General features: G+C 68.0%; 15 protein-coding genes. 8 read left to right on the top strand and 7 right to left on the bottom strand.

The features are described 5' to 3' along the window. Positions 1 to 187: 187 nt before the first annotated feature. Positions 188 to 721, bottom strand: coding sequence for a MarR family winged helix-turn-helix transcriptional regulator (locus D472_RS24960; RefSeq protein WP_017603734.1), 534 nt, complete (start codon positions 719 to 721; stop codon positions 188 to 190). Between the two features lie 89 nt (positions 722 to 810). Between D472_RS24960 and D472_RS0106730 the strand changes: the two genes are divergently transcribed. The 5 genes from D472_RS0106730 to galK all read left to right on the top strand — a co-directional run bounded on the left by D472_RS0106730 (position 811) and on the right by galK (position 5876). Next, the gene (locus tag D472_RS0106730; protein ID WP_152447913.1) at positions 811 to 1458 is read left to right on the top strand and encodes a nitroreductase family protein; all 648 of its coding nucleotides are present in this window, start codon (positions 811 to 813) and stop codon (positions 1456 to 1458) included. Further along, positions 1455 to 2429, top strand: a complete 975-nt coding sequence (locus tag D472_RS0106725) for an EamA family transporter (RefSeq protein ID WP_017603732.1) — start codon at positions 1455 to 1457, stop codon at positions 2427 to 2429. The genes D472_RS0106730 and D472_RS0106725 overlap by 4 nt, the downstream gene beginning before the upstream one ends. Positions 2430 to 2789: 360 nt before the next feature. Beyond that, positions 2790 to 3578 carry a DeoR/GlpR family DNA-binding transcription regulator gene (locus D472_RS0106720; RefSeq protein ID WP_017603731.1) on the top strand — a complete coding sequence of 263 codons (789 nt, stop codon included), beginning with the start codon at positions 2790 to 2792 and terminating at the stop codon, positions 3576 to 3578. Continuing rightward, positions 3575 to 4600 (top strand): galactose-1-phosphate uridylyltransferase, encoded by a 1026-nt coding sequence (galT, locus tag D472_RS0106715; protein WP_017603730.1) that lies wholly within the window; start codon positions 3575 to 3577, stop codon positions 4598 to 4600. The genes D472_RS0106720 and galT overlap by 4 nt, the downstream gene beginning before the upstream one ends. A gap of 133 nt (positions 4601 to 4733) precedes the next feature. After that, positions 4734 to 5876 (top strand): galactokinase, encoded by a 1143-nt coding sequence (gene galK, locus D472_RS0106705; protein ID WP_017603728.1) that lies wholly within the window; start codon positions 4734 to 4736, stop codon positions 5874 to 5876. A gap of 432 nt (positions 5877 to 6308) precedes the next feature. Here galK and D472_RS27090 read toward each other — a convergent pair whose 3' ends face one another. After that, positions 6309 to 7403 (bottom strand): tetratricopeptide repeat protein, encoded by a 1095-nt coding sequence (locus D472_RS27090; protein WP_152447912.1) that lies wholly within the window; start codon positions 7401 to 7403, stop codon positions 6309 to 6311. A gap of 391 nt (positions 7404 to 7794) precedes the next feature. Between D472_RS27090 and D472_RS0106695 the strand changes: the two genes are divergently transcribed. After that, a complete protein-coding gene (locus D472_RS0106695) occupies positions 7795 to 8739 on the top strand; it encodes a Gfo/Idh/MocA family protein (RefSeq protein ID WP_017603726.1) in 945 nt (314 codons plus the stop codon). Between the two features lie 12 nt (positions 8740 to 8751). On the opposite strand, the gene D472_RS0106690 is transcribed toward D472_RS0106695, so the two are convergent. Continuing rightward, a complete protein-coding gene (locus tag D472_RS0106690; protein ID WP_017603725.1) occupies positions 8752 to 9018 on the bottom strand; it encodes a GlsB/YeaQ/YmgE family stress response membrane protein in 267 nt (88 codons plus the stop codon). Between the two features lie 222 nt (positions 9019 to 9240). Here D472_RS0106690 and D472_RS0106685 point away from each other — a divergent pair, with 222 nt between their 5' ends. Continuing rightward, a complete protein-coding gene (locus D472_RS0106685; RefSeq protein ID WP_017603724.1) occupies positions 9241 to 11349 on the top strand; it encodes a tetratricopeptide repeat protein in 2109 nt (702 codons plus the stop codon). Positions 11350 to 11761: 412 nt separating this feature from the next. On the opposite strand, the gene D472_RS28590 is transcribed toward D472_RS0106685, so the two are convergent. Beyond that, positions 11762 to 11932 (bottom strand): hypothetical protein, encoded by a 171-nt coding sequence (locus tag D472_RS28590; protein WP_017603723.1) that lies wholly within the window; start codon positions 11930 to 11932, stop codon positions 11762 to 11764. A gap of 275 nt (positions 11933 to 12207) precedes the next feature. Between D472_RS28590 and D472_RS0106675 the strand changes: the two genes are divergently transcribed. Beyond that, positions 12208 to 12606, top strand: a complete 399-nt coding sequence (locus D472_RS0106675; RefSeq protein ID WP_017603722.1) for a helix-turn-helix domain-containing protein — start codon at positions 12208 to 12210, stop codon at positions 12604 to 12606. A 102-nt stretch (positions 12607 to 12708) separates the two neighbouring features. Here D472_RS0106675 and D472_RS0106670 read toward each other — a convergent pair whose 3' ends face one another. The 3 genes from D472_RS0106670 to D472_RS0106660 all read right to left on the bottom strand — a co-directional run bounded on the left by D472_RS0106670 (position 12709) and on the right by D472_RS0106660 (position 14735). Beyond that, positions 12709 to 13326, bottom strand: a complete 618-nt coding sequence (locus D472_RS0106670; RefSeq protein ID WP_017603721.1) for a ClpP family protease — start codon at positions 13324 to 13326, stop codon at positions 12709 to 12711. Continuing rightward, on the bottom strand, positions 13323 to 13973 hold the full coding sequence (locus D472_RS0106665; RefSeq protein WP_017603720.1) for a ClpP family protease: 651 nt from the start codon (positions 13971 to 13973) through the stop codon (positions 13323 to 13325). The genes D472_RS0106670 and D472_RS0106665 overlap by 4 nt, the downstream gene beginning before the upstream one ends. A 267-nt stretch (positions 13974 to 14240) precedes the next feature. Then, the gene (locus D472_RS0106660; protein ID WP_017603719.1) at positions 14241 to 14735 is read right to left on the bottom strand and encodes a MarR family winged helix-turn-helix transcriptional regulator; all 495 of its coding nucleotides are present in this window, start codon (positions 14733 to 14735) and stop codon (positions 14241 to 14243) included. Positions 14736 to 14766: the final 31 nt, after the last annotated feature.

Here is a 14766-nt window from a genome sequence, read left to right as displayed (position 1 = left end):
GAAGGCGGGGCCGGGCTCGAACATCGGGCCGGTGACCCGCGACGCGGGTGTTCCGGCCGCACGTGGGCGAGCGGCGCGCGGCATCGACGTCGGGGAGCATGCTGCGCGGGGCGCGGACTCGGTGGTCCTGCCCTGCTCTCCCCCACGTGGCGGAGACCACCACGACAACGGATGTCGTGCCCCCTACCTACTCCGGCGAGGAGCGCCCTGGGCCGGTGACCTCCTCTGGAGCATCGTCTCCGAAGGAGAGCAGCAGTTTACGCAGCAGGACGACCAACCGTTCCTGTTCCCCTGCGTCGAGCCCTCGTAGCAGACGCGCCTCGTTGGCCACGTGGTCCTCCACCACCCGGTCCACCAATTCGAACCCCTCGTCGGTGAGGCCGACCAGGACACGACGCCGGTTGTCCGGGTCGATCTCCCGGTCCACGAATCCACGCTGAACCAGGCGATCCACCCGGTTGGTCATGGCGGAGGAACCGACCATCGACATTCGCACCAGTTCCTTGGCGGTGAGGCGGTGGGGCGCGCCGGACCGCCGCAGGGTCGCCAGCACGTCGAACTCCCAACGTTCCAGGCCGTGTTCGGCCAGGCCATCACCGACTCCGCGGCCCAGGAACCGCTGAAGACGGTTCATTCGTCCGACGATCGCCATCGGCGAGACGTCGAGGTCGGGACGCTCCCGATTCCATTGGGCGAGGTAGAGGTCGACGGCGTCGTTCATCCCGCGAGCATAGCGGCCTCTCCTTGACGTCTTCGGACCCACGCCCTAATCTTTCGACATCGAATAGTTCGACATCGAAAGGTATGCTCATGATTCCCCCCACCTTCACCGAGATCATCCGCCGACGACGCAGCGTGCGCCGGTTCCGGCCGGACACGGTCCCCCGGGCACTGCTGCGTGAGCTCCTCGAACTCAGCATGGAGGCCCCCTCCAGTTGGAACTTCCAGTCCCGGTCGGTGGTGGCCGTATGCGATCCCGCGGCCCGGGAGGCGCTCTCCCACGCCGCCAACGGTCAACGCCAGCCCCGCGAGGCCCCCGTGACCCTGGTCTTCCTCGCCGAGACCGGTCGTTGGCGCGAGGACCTCACCGAGGTCTACGAGAGCGCACGCGCACGCCGGGCCTGGGACGAGGAATTCCTCCGGGCCACCGCCACGCACGGCATCGACTTCCAGCGCGACCTCGAAGAGCGCGGGCTCGGTCGCGAGTACGCGATCAAGGACGCCACCATCGCCGCCACCCACGCGATGCTCGCCGCGTCGGCGGCCGGATTGGCCACCTCCGCGATGAACGGCTGGAACGAAACCGAGGTGCTCAAGGTGATCGGCGCCGACCACCGAGACGACCTCGCCGTCGCACTACTGCTCTCCGTTGGCTTCCCGGCCGAGGAGCCCTCCCACCCGGGCCGCCTCCCGCTGGATCGTCTCGCCTTCGGTGACCGTTACGGGGAGACACTGTGACCGACCGTGGACGAGTCGCCGCCGACTCCCTGCTCACCGTCCTGGCTCCGATGGTCTGGGGCAGCACCTATCTGGTCACCACCGAATTCCTGCCGCCGGACCGGCCGTTCCTGGCCGCGCTCACCCGCGCCCTTCCCGCCGGGATCCTCCTGTTGGCGATCACACGGGCCTTGCCCCACGGTGTGTGGTGGTGGCGATCGCTGGTATTGGGCACCCTCAACATCGGCGCCTTCCTCTACCTGCTCTACGTGGCCGCCTACCTGCTACCCGGGGGAATCGCCGCCTTGGTGATGACGGTCCAACCGGTCATCGTGCTACTGCTCGGGGCGCTACTGCTAGGCGAGGCGATCCGCCCGATCCATCTCCTGGCCTGCCTGCTCGGCGCCATCGGGGTGGCACTGCTCGTACTGGGCCCCGAGGCCGCTCTGAACCCGATCGGGGTCCTGGCCGGTTTGGCCGCCGCGTGCTCCATGGGCACGGGCATCGTGCTCACCAAGCGCTGGGGACGCCCGGAGGGGGTGAGCCTGTTGGGGATCACCGGCTGGCAGCTCACCGCGGGCGGACTCGTACTACTGCCGGCCACCCTCCTAGTGGAAGAGCTGCCGCCCTCGATCACCCTGGCCAACCTGGGCGGTTTCGCCTATCTGGGGCTGATCGGTGCTCTGGTGGCGTACGCGCTGTGGTTCCGCGGTCTGGAGCGGCTACCCGCGCTGGCCGTGTCCTTCCTCTCCTTCGCCAGCCCGCTCACCGCCACCCTCCTGGGTTACCTGGTACTGAACGAGACCCTCACCCTCGCGCAGGGGGCGGGGGCACTGACGGCGATCGGGGCGGTGCTGCTGGTTCAGTTCACCGCGCGCCGACCCCCGCAGAAGGACGACCCGGTCATGGAGCCGGACCAGACCCCGCCGGAGTCGAGGCTCGGCGATGGTCGGCCGGTGGGCGAACGGGACGCCCGGGCCACACGAGGCTGAACCCCCATGCTCTTCGGCCTCCAGGCGTAGGTGCTGCCCCGGTTCTGGGCGACCGGCTCGTGGGGACACCGCGCGGTCCCCTCGACCGCGCGGTTCCACGGGCAGCACCCGGGCGCTCCCCAGGCGCCCAAGGTGATGACGCGCTGGTCGGTCGCTCTCGCCCCGCGCCCAAGGCGGGCCGAACACGCCGTGGACCCTGTCACGAACACCTACGCATGCGACACCTCACCGAAAGCTCTTCAACACTTATCAACTACTTCGAACAAGAAAACACGCCCAAGGCTCCCATTGACACCCAGGAATCGACCGAACAGACTAAGATCGAACAGTTTCGAACACATATGACCACCTGGGAGCGGAATGCTGGCCGCGCAACGGCGGGAGTTGATCCTCCAGCGGATTCGACGGGACAAGAGTGTGCGTGTCACCGACCTCGTCGAGACCCTCGCCGTGTCCGACATGACCATCCGGCGTGACCTCGACGTCTTGGAGGGGCGCGGCGCCCTGCGCAAGGTGCACGGCGGCGCCATCGCCCCCGAAGGCCCTCGCACCGAGGAACCCGGGTTCGAGGCCAAGTCCACCCTGCGGGCCGCCGAGAAGCACGCCATCGCCCGCGCCGTGGCCGACCTCGTCGCACCACACAGTGCCGTCGGCCTGTCCGCCGGAACCACCACCGCCCTGGTCGCCGAGTACCTGCGCCAGACCCCCGGACTCACCGTCATCACCAACTCGCTACACGTGGCCGAGGTCTTCCACCGTTCACAACGCTCCGACCGAACCGTCGCGCTCACCGGAGGGTTCCGTACCCCCTCCGACGCCCTGGTCGGACCACTCGCCCTGGCCTCCGTACGCGGGATCAACCTGGACACCCTGGTCTTGGGCGTGCACGGCGTACACGAACGTGCCGGATTCACCACCCCCAACCTGGTGGAGTCCGAGACCAACCGGGCCCTGGTGGAGTCGGCCGAGAACCTGGTGGTCGCCGCCGACTCCAGCAAGTGGGGCACCGTCGGAATCAGCACCATCGCTCCTTTGGACAGCTGCCACGTGCTCGTCACCGACGACGGACTCGACCCGAACGCCCAGCGCACGCTCCAAGACCACGTGGGCCGTGTGGTGGTCGCCGACGTTCCTAGGGAGAGCCGGTGAGGAAGACCGCCGCACACCTGGCCGACGGTCGGGAGATCATCTATTACGACGAGTCCGACGAGCTCCGCCGGAACCTTCACGACCCCCGCGACCTGCCCGAACGCGCTCCGGGGTCCGAACTGCGCCGGGACCCGCTGACCAGGGAGCAGGTCGTGGTCGCCACTCATCGACAGGGCCGCACCCACCTGCCGCCCAGCGACCGGTGTCCACTGTGTCCTTCCACCAAGGACCGCCACACCGAGATCCCCGCATCCGACTACGACGTGGTCGCCTTCGAGAACCGCTTCCCCTCGCTCAGCGGCGACGATGGGCGGTGCGAGGTGCTCTGCTTCTCCTCGGACCACGAAACCTCCCTGGCCCGGGTGGGCACGAAACGGATGCGCACCATCGTCGACGCCTGGGCCGATCGCAGCGCCGACCTCGCAGCCATGCCCGGCATCGAGCAGGTGTACTGCTTCGAGAACCGGGGGCCGGAGATCGGGGTGACCCTGTCCCACCCGCACGGTCAGATCTACGCGCTACCGTTCGTCACCCCCCGCACGGCCACGGTCCTGGCCTCCGCCCGCGCCCACCGGGGCACCACCGGTGGCGACTTGTTCCAGGACGTATTGAGTGCCGAACGCACCGGACCGCGCGTGGTGCTGGACAACGAGCACTGGACCGCGTTCGTGCCCGAGGCCGCCCGATGGCCGGTGGAGGTCCACGTGTACCCGCACCGGTCCGTGCCCGATCTACCCGCCCTCGATGACGCCGAACGTGGCTCCTTCGCCGTGCTCTACACCGACCTGCTCGGCCGCCTCGACCGGTTCTTCGACAAGCCCTTGCCCTACGTCTCCGCCTGGCACCAGGCACCCGTCCACGGTGACCGGGACCTGTCCCGACTTCGGCTGGAGGTCTTCTCCGTTCGCCGTGCCCCCGACAAACTCAAGTATCCGGCCGGCACCGAGTCCGGCGTCGGTGTGTTCATCAACGACGTCGCACCCGAGGCCACCGCCCAACGCCTCCGGGAGCTCGCCCCATGAAACCCCTCGTCACCGCCGGTCACGTGTGCGATGTCGTTACCGTCCTGGTGACGAAGATCGGGCACGAGGTCCCCGTGGTCGATACCGGCGCTCGCAAGTTCGCCCGAAGCCGGACCGAAGGGCGGCCGAGAAGGTGAACGGCCTGGTGGACGGGTTCACGAAGACCTTCGGGCGCGAACCCGAAGGGGTGTGGGTCGCTCCGGGTCGGATCAATCTGATCGGGGAGCACACCGACTACAACGACGGCTTCGCCCTTCCCATGGCACTACCCCGCTCACTCACCATCGCGGCTGCGCGGCGGCCGGACGGGCTGGTGCGACCGTACTCCCTTCGTTTTCCCACGAAGGACGAGTTCTCCTTGGTCGGTCTCGCCCCGGGCGAGGTTCCGGACGGCGTTGCCTACCAGGCGGGCTCCCTGTGGACCCTGCTCGACGAGGGGTATGAGATCGGTGGGTTGGACCTGTTGGTGGGCAGCTCCCTCCCAGCCGGAAGCGGACTGTCGACGTCGGCGGCGCTGTGCTGTGCCACGATCTTGGCCGCCACCGGACTGTACGGCGAGGAACCCGAGCCGACCGAGGTGGCACGTATGGCCCAACGTGCGGAGAACGACTTCGTGGGCGTACCCTGCGGGAACCTGGACCAGTCCGCGGTGATGCTGGCCGAGCGGGGGCGGGCGTTGTTCCTGGATTGCCGCTCGATGGAGACCGAGCAGGTACCGTTCGACCTGGCCGCGAGGGGCATGTCGCTGCTGGTGGTGGACACCAGGGCACCGCGCCGGCTCGCAGGTGGCGCCTACGCCCAGCGCCGAAGGTCCTGTGCGAAGGCCGCCGCCATCGTGGGGGTCCGGTCACTGCGGGAGGTCGGTGCCGAGGACCTTCCCGAGGTCTTGGCCGAGCTCCCCGACGAATCCACCCGTGCCCGGGTCAGGCACGTGGTGACGGAGAACGAGCGCGTCCTGGAAACCGTGGAGCTGCTGCGCGCCGACCGCCCGCGCGAGATCGGCCCCTTGTTCACCTCCTCGCACCTCTCCCTGCGCGACGACTACGAGGTGAGCGTTCCCGAGGTGGACACCGCGGTCGACGCGGTGCTCTCGGCGGGCGCACTGGGGGCGCGGATCACCGGGGGCGGGTTCGGCGGTTGCGTGATCGCGCTCGTGGAGAACGACCATGTCCGGCCGTGTGAACAGATGGTGCTCGCGGCCTTCGCCGAACGTGGGTTCGGCGTGCCGGAGGTGTTCACGGCGTTGCCGTCGGCCGGGGCGCGTCGCCTGCTCTGACCCGGCGCTGAGGCGGGTTGTGCGCAAACGGTTTCGGTGCGGCGCCGAGTCCGCCGGTGGGGCCAGGTCCTGTTTTTCGGGTCATTCCGGGCTCGCGGTCACCACGCCGCCTCTGGCGGCGCCGATGTCGCTCGGACGGCCGAACCCGGGCCGACCTTCGCTCATCGTCTGGCCAGAGATCGCGTGGACGGCCGCTCGCATCGGTCGGCGCAGGCGCCGAGCCGACCGAAGGCATCCAAAAACAGTCCCCAGGGGACGATCAGCGGTGTCTTTCCACCGGAACGTGACCTGAAAGGTGCAAGCGCTTGCACCTTTTCGTGCGCCCATAGTCGGTTCATCGGAACCACCTGTCAAGGGTGGTTTCGTATCCCAAGCCCGAAACCGCAGGCCACCCCGATAGAAGGTTCGTTGGTCGATCGCCGCATTGACTCGTCAAAGGTGGCGGCGAGCCCGCTCCGCGGCGCCATCGTCGCCGGCCTCCTCGTGGAGCCGTGCGGCCTCCACCAGATGCCGCCGCCAGTCGGTCTCCCCGACCAGCTGTCCCAGCCCCGCGAGCAGCTCACGCACCCGGGCCATCCGGGTGATCTTCTCGTGAGCGGCGAACCCCTCCAGTGCCAGCTCCAGTTCCACCCGGGCCTCGTCGGTCCTGCGCTTGGCGATGAGCGCACGTCCTCGCTCCGATCGGACCGCGGCGACCTCGACCTCGTCGACTCCCCCGGCACCGTCCGGGTCGGAGAGAACCCCCATCGCGCCGTCGAGGGCCTCCAGGGCGTGGTCGAACCTGCCCAGGTTCACCAGCGACCGACCGGTCGACAGATCCAGTGCGGCGGTCTCTTTTCGCCCGGCCCATGATCCCATGTACGAACGGGCCCGATCGAACAACGCCAACGCGTCCTCGTCCCGCCGGTCCCGCTGGGCCACGATGCCCCGGCATCGCAAGGACGAGGCACGTCCTCGGTCATCCCCGTCCGTTTCCGCCAGGTCCAGTGCGGCGACGAGTTCCGTGTTCGCCGCCTGGAGCTCTCCCGACTCGGCCAAGACCAACCCGAGGAGGTTGCGCAGGCGCGCCTCCCACACCGTGTCCGCCGCGCACCGGGCGGAACGTACCCCTGAGCGCAACAACCTGACACGCGTCTGGAAGTCGCCTCCACCGCGTAGGTGGGCCTCGAGCGACTCGGCGATCCGGCAGACCGTCAAGTGCTCACCCATGGCCTGCGCGTGATCGGCGCAGTCGAGCAACACCCCCGTCTTGGTGTCCAGCCACACCCGGGCCTGGCGGGCGGTCTCGAACTTGATCGGTTCGGTGGGTCGCTCCGGCACGGCCAGGGCCCAACGATGGGAGATGAGTCCGGCGGCACGGATCGCGGTCTCGGCCAAGTGGTCGACGAACACGGACTCGATCACCTCCCGCGCCATGATCGGCTCCAGGTCCAGACTCGTCGGGTCGAGGCTCACCACGTCGTCCCCCTTGGATGTGAGCGCGAGCAGCGGGGTGTGGCGGCACCCGTGGGAAGGTGCCTTGGTCACCAGGGGTCGGTCATCGGTTCCAGGGCGGCGGGGAGTGGCGATCACGGCGGCAGGCCCCGTTTCGCGAAAGTCTCTGGCAGGTCGAGGCCGGGCCCTCGTTCCGGTTCCTTCTGTGACCTGCGTCTTCCGAGAAACCATCATGCGGGAGCCCGCCGGAAACCACCAGGCGTTTACCGAAGCTCGCCGAGCCCCATCAACGCCATCGGATCGGGAGAACCCGAACCACCAGCGCTTTTGTTCGGAAACAGCCCGAATCAACGTCCGCATCCGGCCACCTCGAACGGCGGCCCCACACATCGGGACGAGACCGGCCTCTGGGCCCTCCCCTTGCTGGGAGCGCTCCCGTAAGCCAAGGTTCAACTGATGGATCCTCGATCTCGAAGGGACACGCATGGGACTGCGATTCGGGTTGCTGGGCACCGGTCACTGGGCCCGGGAAACACAGGGGGCCGCCTTGGCCGCGCACCCGAAGGTGGAACTCATCGGTGTGTGGGGACGTGATCCGAACAAGGCCGCCCACCTGGCCGCGCATCTGGGCACCCGCCCCTACACGGACGTGGACGCGCTCATCACCGACGTCGACGCCGTGGCCATCGCGTTGCCCCCGCACGTCCAGGGCGACCTCGCGCTACGTGCGGCCCGGGCCGGCCGACACCTACTCCTGGACAAACCGGTCTCCTTGACCTTGGAGGCAGCCGACGCCCTGCTCACCGAGACCGAGACACGTGGGCTGGCCTCCGTGGTCTTCTTCACCAACCGGTTCTTCGACAACGTGAACGACTTCCTGCGCGCCGGCGCGGCCGAAGGCGATTGGCATGGGGCACGGGCGACCCTGTTCGCGTCGATCTTCCAACCCGGCAACCCCTACGGTGCCTCCCCTTGGCGCCGGGAGAAGGGGGGCCTATGGGACGTGGGCCCGCACCTGCTGTCGGTGGTACTCCCGGTACTGGGATCGGTGGAAGAGGTCACCGCGTTGACCGGACCTCGGGACAGCACACATTTGTTGACCCGTCACCGGGGCGGAGCGGTCGGTTCGTTCTCGATGACGCTGGACGCGGCCCCCGGAACGGAGACGTTCTGCATCGATCTGTACGGGGAACGTGGTCGGCGTTCGGTCCCCGGCGGGGAGGGCGACCCAGTGGAGGCGTTCGGTGCCGCGATCGACCGGCTCGCGGCCCAGGTGAACGGTGATCCAGGGGATCCGTGTGACCTGCGATTCGGCCGGGACGTGGTGGCCGTACTGGCGGCGGCGGAGGAATCAACACGTTCAGGACGAACCGTACACGTGGTCGAGGCCACCGGATCGAATCCGGTGGCCTCGGGTCGAGATTCGTGAAAACGCGGCCTGTCATGCGGTGCTGCGTGCGTTCTTCGAGTACAGCCCATCGGCGAGGTAGACGATCCCCGCCGCCACCAAGACCTGGACGAGCAACACGAGGAAGAAGTTCGCCACCCCCAACATCGCCGCGATCCACCCTCCGAGCAACGCGGCCACGATACCCAGGATCAGGGTCAACCAGATCGGCAGGTGCTGCTTGCCGGGAACGACGAGTCGTCCCAGCGCACCGACGATCAGTCCGACGATCAGTGCGCTGATAATGCCGGTGATCTCCACTTAAGACCTCCCACAGTTAGACGCTCTCCCGTCCTTCCCGAACAAAGAGGATTAAACACAGAAGACACGAATATCGGTAAGAGCTTTTGCCGGCCCTTACCTGCCTTTCGCACTTCAAGGACCCACGCCCGGAACGTGAGGACATGTGAGGAACCCCACTCCGGGATTACCGGCACCGGTCAAGGGCAGAATCTTTTCCGTCGACGTCGAGAGAGGCCCTCCATGCTCCCTCATGAGAGTGAACGGCGCGCCCCCGTCGACGGCGAAGCGGGGGTGGCGCACGGCGGTGCGCTGATCCAGGCGGGAGCGATTCCCGGCTCCCTGGACCTGGGCACGGGCCGCTCCGTTGCCATGCCCCACCGACTGCCGATGCCACCGCGGATCTTCACCGACCGCGAACCCGAGTTCCACCGCCTGAACGTCCTCCAGCACGAGATCGCCCGTGAGGGGCACGGCCGGACCATGGTGCTCACCGGCACCGGCGGTGTCGGCAAGACCGCCTTGGCCACCCACTTCCTCGACGCGGTCGCGGAGCACTTCCCCGATGGCGTCCTGCACACCGACCTCCAAGGGTTCATCGAGACCGGCCCGGCCGATCCCTCGGAGGTACTGGGTTCGTTCCTACGCGCACTGGGCGTCCGACCGGGCTCGGTCCCCACCACGTTCGCCGCCCGGGCGGAGGCCTTCCGTGACCACACCCATGGCAAACGGGTCGCCTTCCTCCTCGACAACGCCGCGACCGCCGCACAAGTCCGCGCCCTGGCCCCAGGTCGAGGCCCGCACCTGATCCTGGTGACCACCCGGCTGCGGCCGGCGGGACTGCGCCTGGACGGTGCCGAGTACCTGGACATCCGCCCTTTGGGAGAGATCGAGGCCATCGAACTCGTGGCGCGCCTGCTCGGTGACGAACGAACCCACACCGACCCCTCCTCGGCCCGCGCCTTGGTGGGACTGTGCGGGCGACTCCCCCTGGCCCTACGCGTCGCCGTCAGCGGACTGACCTTGCGCCCGCACCAGCCCTTGAGCCGTCTGGTCTCCTGCTTGGCGGAGGAGGGGAGCGAGCGTCCGGCCCGGTTCAGCCGCACCGGGGAGTCCTCGGTGGAGGACGTGTTCACCGCCTCCTATCGGCAGCTGTCCGCTCCGGCACGGCGTCTCCACCGCTTACTCGGTCTGCTGCCCGGCCGGGACCTGACCGTGGAGGTCGCCTCCGCGCTCCTGTCCACGGAGCCATCCGAGACCGAGGACCTCTTGGATCACCTGGTCACGGCCGATCTCTTGGAGAGGCTCCCCCAGGGTCGGTTCCGCCAGCACGACCTGATCCGGCCACACGCGCGGTCCCGAGCCATCGAGGACGAACCCGCGGAGGAGGCCGAGGCGGCCCTCGACCGTGTGCTGGAGTACTACCTGACCACCACCGCCTCGGCCGATCGGACCCTGAATCCGGGCCGTTGGCACTTGGCCCCCGTCTACGAGCGCCTGCCCAAGCAAAGGTTCCCCTCCGAACTGCGGGCGGTGGAATGGTTGGAGGCCGAGCTGGAAACCCTCCAGGCCATCGTGCGCTTCAGCGCGTCCACCGATCGGCACTCCACCTGTTGGCAGCTGTGCGAGGCCCTGCTCGGCTTCTTCCTGTTGCGCGAACGGTCGGGCACGTGGGAACGGATCTGCGAGATCGGCGCCGCCTCCGCCCGCGCGCTCGATGATCCCGCGGCCCAGGCCATGATGTCGACGGTGCTCGCCACTCGGCACTTACACGCTCATGAACCCGACCGGGCCGCCGAACTCAACGAGTCGGCCTTGGGCCTATGGCGGCGGGCCGAACACACGCTGGGCCAGGCCTCCTCCTTGGAAGGGCTCGGGGTGTGCGAACTGGCCAGAGGTCGCCCCGTCCAGGCACGCACCCACTTCGAGAGCGCACTGGCCATCCATACCCGGCTCGGCCGCAACCGAGGAATCGCCCTCATGCTGCGACGTCTGGGAGAAACCAATCGTGACCTGGGGGAACACGAATCCGCCATCGACTACTTCCATCGGGCACTGGAATTCTTCACCGAGGAGGAAGAGACCTTCGCCCGGATCGGGGTACTGATGGGGCTTGCCACCACCAAGCTGGCGGCGGCCGATCCGGCCGGCGCCAAGCCGGCCCTGGAGGACGTCTTGCGGCTGAGTGAGCGCGTCAGCACCCGCCTCGAGAAGGCGGACTCGCACGCCATGCTCGCCGACCTCGCCGAATCCGAGGCGAGAATCGGTGAGGCCCACGACCTCCTCGACGCGGCACTGTCCGCCTACGCGGAACCGCTGTCCCCCGAGCCGAACGAACGCGTTCGCTCTTGACTCGTCCTCCGCACGAAGATCCACACCGAGTTCGGCGTGCCGGGCGAGGCCCCTCTCGGCGGTGCCGTTTCCCGGGGCTTTCAGGCCCGCGCTCGACGGCCAAGACCCTCCGCTGATTCGAGATCGGAGAATCGACGACGAATTCCCGCGAATCTGCCCGCAGAACCTTCTCCGATCCCCACGAAATCGACCCGGGAGAACAGAAGATCAAGCCATGGTGCGCACGTTCGGCATCAATGGCGCCGGCGTTTCCCGAAGACCGCACGTGAATTACGCGCGTTCCAAGGACCCTTGCCGTATATTCCTCGGCGCGTGCGTCGGGACGCGGCCGAGGTCGACCCCCACGCGCCCACGAAGGTGTCGTGTCGACCCCTGTTCGACACGTCACCTCGTGTTCCCCCCGGGCCGGTCCTCAGGCGGCCAGGGTGCGAGGGGTGCGCTGTACCCGAAGCCGCGCCCAGACACGGCGGAACCGGTCCTGTTCACCCCCCTGGGCCTCAGCGATCAAGCGCTCATGGCGAGCCGTACGCTCGGCCTCGGCACGGTAGATGTCAGCGGCCTGAGCGGTGAGGTCGGCGTACATGGTCTCTCCTCTTGGTCGGGTGCCGGGGTCGTTCCCTCGACTGGTTCCAGACTCGTGCTAAGGCCCCCTGCCGCACATCGCAAGAGTGCGCTAGATCCGTGTCCCCCTCCCTGCCTTAGGCCCGAGCCCGACCACCTCAGACCAGCAGGGAACGCCTCAGGCGACGAGGCCACTCCACTTCTGCCGTCCGCATAAGGCCACGGACCCCCTCCCCGCACAGCGTTTCGGAGCGTAGGGTCGAAATCCCAAAAGATCCTTTCGACGAGGGGGCACCGATGAGCGAGAGCGTCCTGCACTCCCTGGACGAGGCACGCAGGGGTCCTCGCCCCGCCGGGCCGGAGGGCGAGCCGCTCATGCGGGATCTCATCGGCGACCTGTTGCGCCGCACCCGCGTGGAGCAGGGGCGAACCCTGCGCGAGGTCGCCGAGGACGCCCAGGTCTCCCTGCCCTATCTGTCCGAGATCGAGCGCGGGCGCAAAGAGGCTTCCTCCGAACTCCTGGCCGCGGTGTACCGGTCACTGGGGCTGAGCATCACCGACGTGCTCGGTGAGTTGTACCAACGCACCGTGCCGTTCCATCTGGAGCGGGTCGAACGGCGACGGCCGAACCCGGCTCCGGGACCGCTCCTTCCTTCCTCTCCCCAGCAGGCACGGGTGCTCTCCCTGGCCGCTTGACCCCCACCTCCACGGGACGGCGCCGCCTTCGCGGCTCGTCCCCAGGCGCGCGGCGCACGGCGGTGGTTCCGGCGCGCCCCGGTCGGAACCACCGCCCCTTTTTCACCTCCGGGCCGCCAAGGGTGTCGTCTCCCGAGTGGCGATCACCTGATCCACCAGGCCGTACTCCTTGGCCTGTGCGGCGGTGAAGATCTTGTCCCGGTCGGTATCGATCCGCAGCCGTTCCTGGCTGTGCCCCGTGTGTCGGGACAGGATCTCCTCCACCTGGGAGCGCACTCGCAAGATCTCCGCCGCCTGGATCTCCAGATCCGCCGCCTGCCCCCGTCCTTCGGTGGAGGGCTGATGCAGCAGTACCCGGGAATGCTCCAGAGCGGACCTCTTGCCGGCGGTACCCGCCGCGAGCAGGACCGCGGCGGCCGAGGCCGCCTGCCCCATGCATACCGTGGCCACATCCGCCCTGACGAACCGCATCGTGTCGTAGATGGCGGTCAGCGCGGTATTCGATCCCCCGGGCGAGTTGATGTAGAGCTGAATGTCGGTCTCGCGACTCTCATGGTCCAAATGCAGCATTTGCGCCATGACCACGTTGGCGACGTCGTCGTCGATCGGTGTGCCCAGGAAGATGATCCGTTCGGACAACAGCCTGCTGAACACGTCGAACGAACGCTCTCCTCGCGGGGTCCGTTCGACCACCATCGGCACCGTGTAACGCCCGCTCATCGGACACCTCCCGTCCGGTGGGCGAACCCCGGCGCCGAGCCACCGAACCGCATCCCACCCGCCATCTGATCGGCGGTCTCGACCACGTGGTCGATGAAGCCGTACTCCCGGGCCTCCTCAGCGGTGAACCAGGCGTCCCGGTGCTGATCCTCAGCGATGGTCCGTTCGCTCTGGCCACTGTGTTCGGCGATGAGCCGCACCATGGTGCTCTTGGTGTGCGCCAGGTTCTCGGCCTGAATCGCGATGTCGGCGGCGGTCCCGCCGAGTCCTCCGGATGGCTGGTGCATCATGATCCGCGCGTGCGGCATGCTGTAACGCTTGCCCGACGCCCCGGTACAGGCCAGGAACTGCCCCATGCTGGCGGCGAAGCCCATGACCAGAGTGGACACGTCGTTGGGCACGAAGTTCATCGTGTCGTAGATGGCGAGTCCGGCGCTGATCACTCCACCGGGGCTGTTGATCGCCACGGTGATGTCCTTGTGCGGATCGTCATCGGCCAGCAGGAGGATCTGCGCGCACACCCGGTTGGCGCTCTCCTCGTCGACCTGGCCGCCGAGCAGGACGACGCGACTGCGCAACAGGCGCGCCGCCAATTGGTCGTCGAACCCACCGCTCGATGAGTACTCGGTGGCGAGTGTGGCGTACATCGATCCCTCCTCGTACCGGCGTCGTCGGGAACGAGCCGTGCGCTCGTTCCGGACCGGTGTTTCCAGCCTGTGCCGGGCGGGGGCGGGCTCGCCATCGTTTCGCCCTTGAGCAGATCTGCCCAGGGCAGAGCATCCGGGAATCGATCAGGCGAGCCTGGTCGCCCGCCCCACAGGGCGAACCGCTCGATGGAGGAAGTGACCGGGGTGGACGAAGGAGACCCCTGAGAACCACGGTCGAAGCCGAGGACCGTCTCGCCAGGACCCAGATCAGGTCTCGTCTATGGCGTCGCGCAGATCACGCAGGACGTCGAGAACGAGCGGGCGCAGTGAGGGCCTGATCGCGTCGAAGACCTGGCGTTGCTTTCGTTCCATGTACTTGCGACGTTCGGCCAGGGCTCGCTCGCCCTCCTCCGTGATGGTGACCACGGTGCTGCGTTCGTCACGTTCCGAGCGCCGTCGGGCCATCATCCCCTTACGCTCCAACTGCTGGATCATCCGAGTGGCCGAGGGCGAGGACACACCGACGATGTGGGCGATGGCACCGACACTCGGGTTCTCCATCCCACGCACCGTCTCCATGAGGAGCGACTGCGTCAAGGTGACCTCATCAACACCGCGATGCCCGTGCCCGCCCCGGGATCGGGCATGAAGCGCCGCGTTGATGAGTTCGGTCCACACGCGCTGGAACTCTTCGAGTTCAGCCGAGTTCGGCTCAGTGCGTCCCTGCTGTTCAGAACAGGCCTCGGGGGTCTCATCGAGCACGAAACGGTCCTCGCTGGCTGGGCTCTGCGCA

Source organism: Nocardiopsis alkaliphila YIM 80379 (assembly GCF_000341005.1).
In the GTDB taxonomy this organism is placed as follows: Bacteria; Actinomycetota; Actinomycetes; order Streptosporangiales; family Streptosporangiaceae; genus Nocardiopsis; species Nocardiopsis alkaliphila.
This window is presented reverse-complemented; position numbering and strand designations above follow the sequence as displayed.

Coding starts and splice junctions, on each gene's coding strand:
- D472_RS24960 (WP_017603734.1), bottom strand. CDS start 721: ATGAACGACGCCGTCGACCTCTACCTCGCCCAATGGAATCGGGAGCGT.
- D472_RS0106730 (WP_152447913.1), top strand. CDS start 811: ATGATTCCCCCCACCTTCACCGAGATCATCCGCCGACGACGCAGCGTG.
- D472_RS0106720 (WP_017603731.1), top strand. CDS start 2,790: ATGCTGGCCGCGCAACGGCGGGAGTTGATCCTCCAGCGGATTCGACGG.
- D472_RS0106695 (WP_017603726.1), top strand. CDS start 7,795: ATGGGACTGCGATTCGGGTTGCTGGGCACCGGTCACTGGGCCCGGGAA.
- D472_RS0106685 (WP_017603724.1), top strand. CDS start 9,241: ATGCTCCCTCATGAGAGTGAACGGCGCGCCCCCGTCGACGGCGAAGCG.
- D472_RS28590 (WP_017603723.1), bottom strand. CDS start 11,932: ATGTACGCCGACCTCACCGCTCAGGCCGCTGACATCTACCGTGCCGAG.
- D472_RS0106675 (WP_017603722.1), top strand. CDS start 12,208: ATGAGCGAGAGCGTCCTGCACTCCCTGGACGAGGCACGCAGGGGTCCT.
- D472_RS0106670 (WP_017603721.1), bottom strand. CDS start 13,326: ATGAGCGGGCGTTACACGGTGCCGATGGTGGTCGAACGGACCCCGCGA.
- D472_RS0106665 (WP_017603720.1), bottom strand. CDS start 13,973: ATGTACGCCACACTCGCCACCGAGTACTCATCGAGCGGTGGGTTCGAC.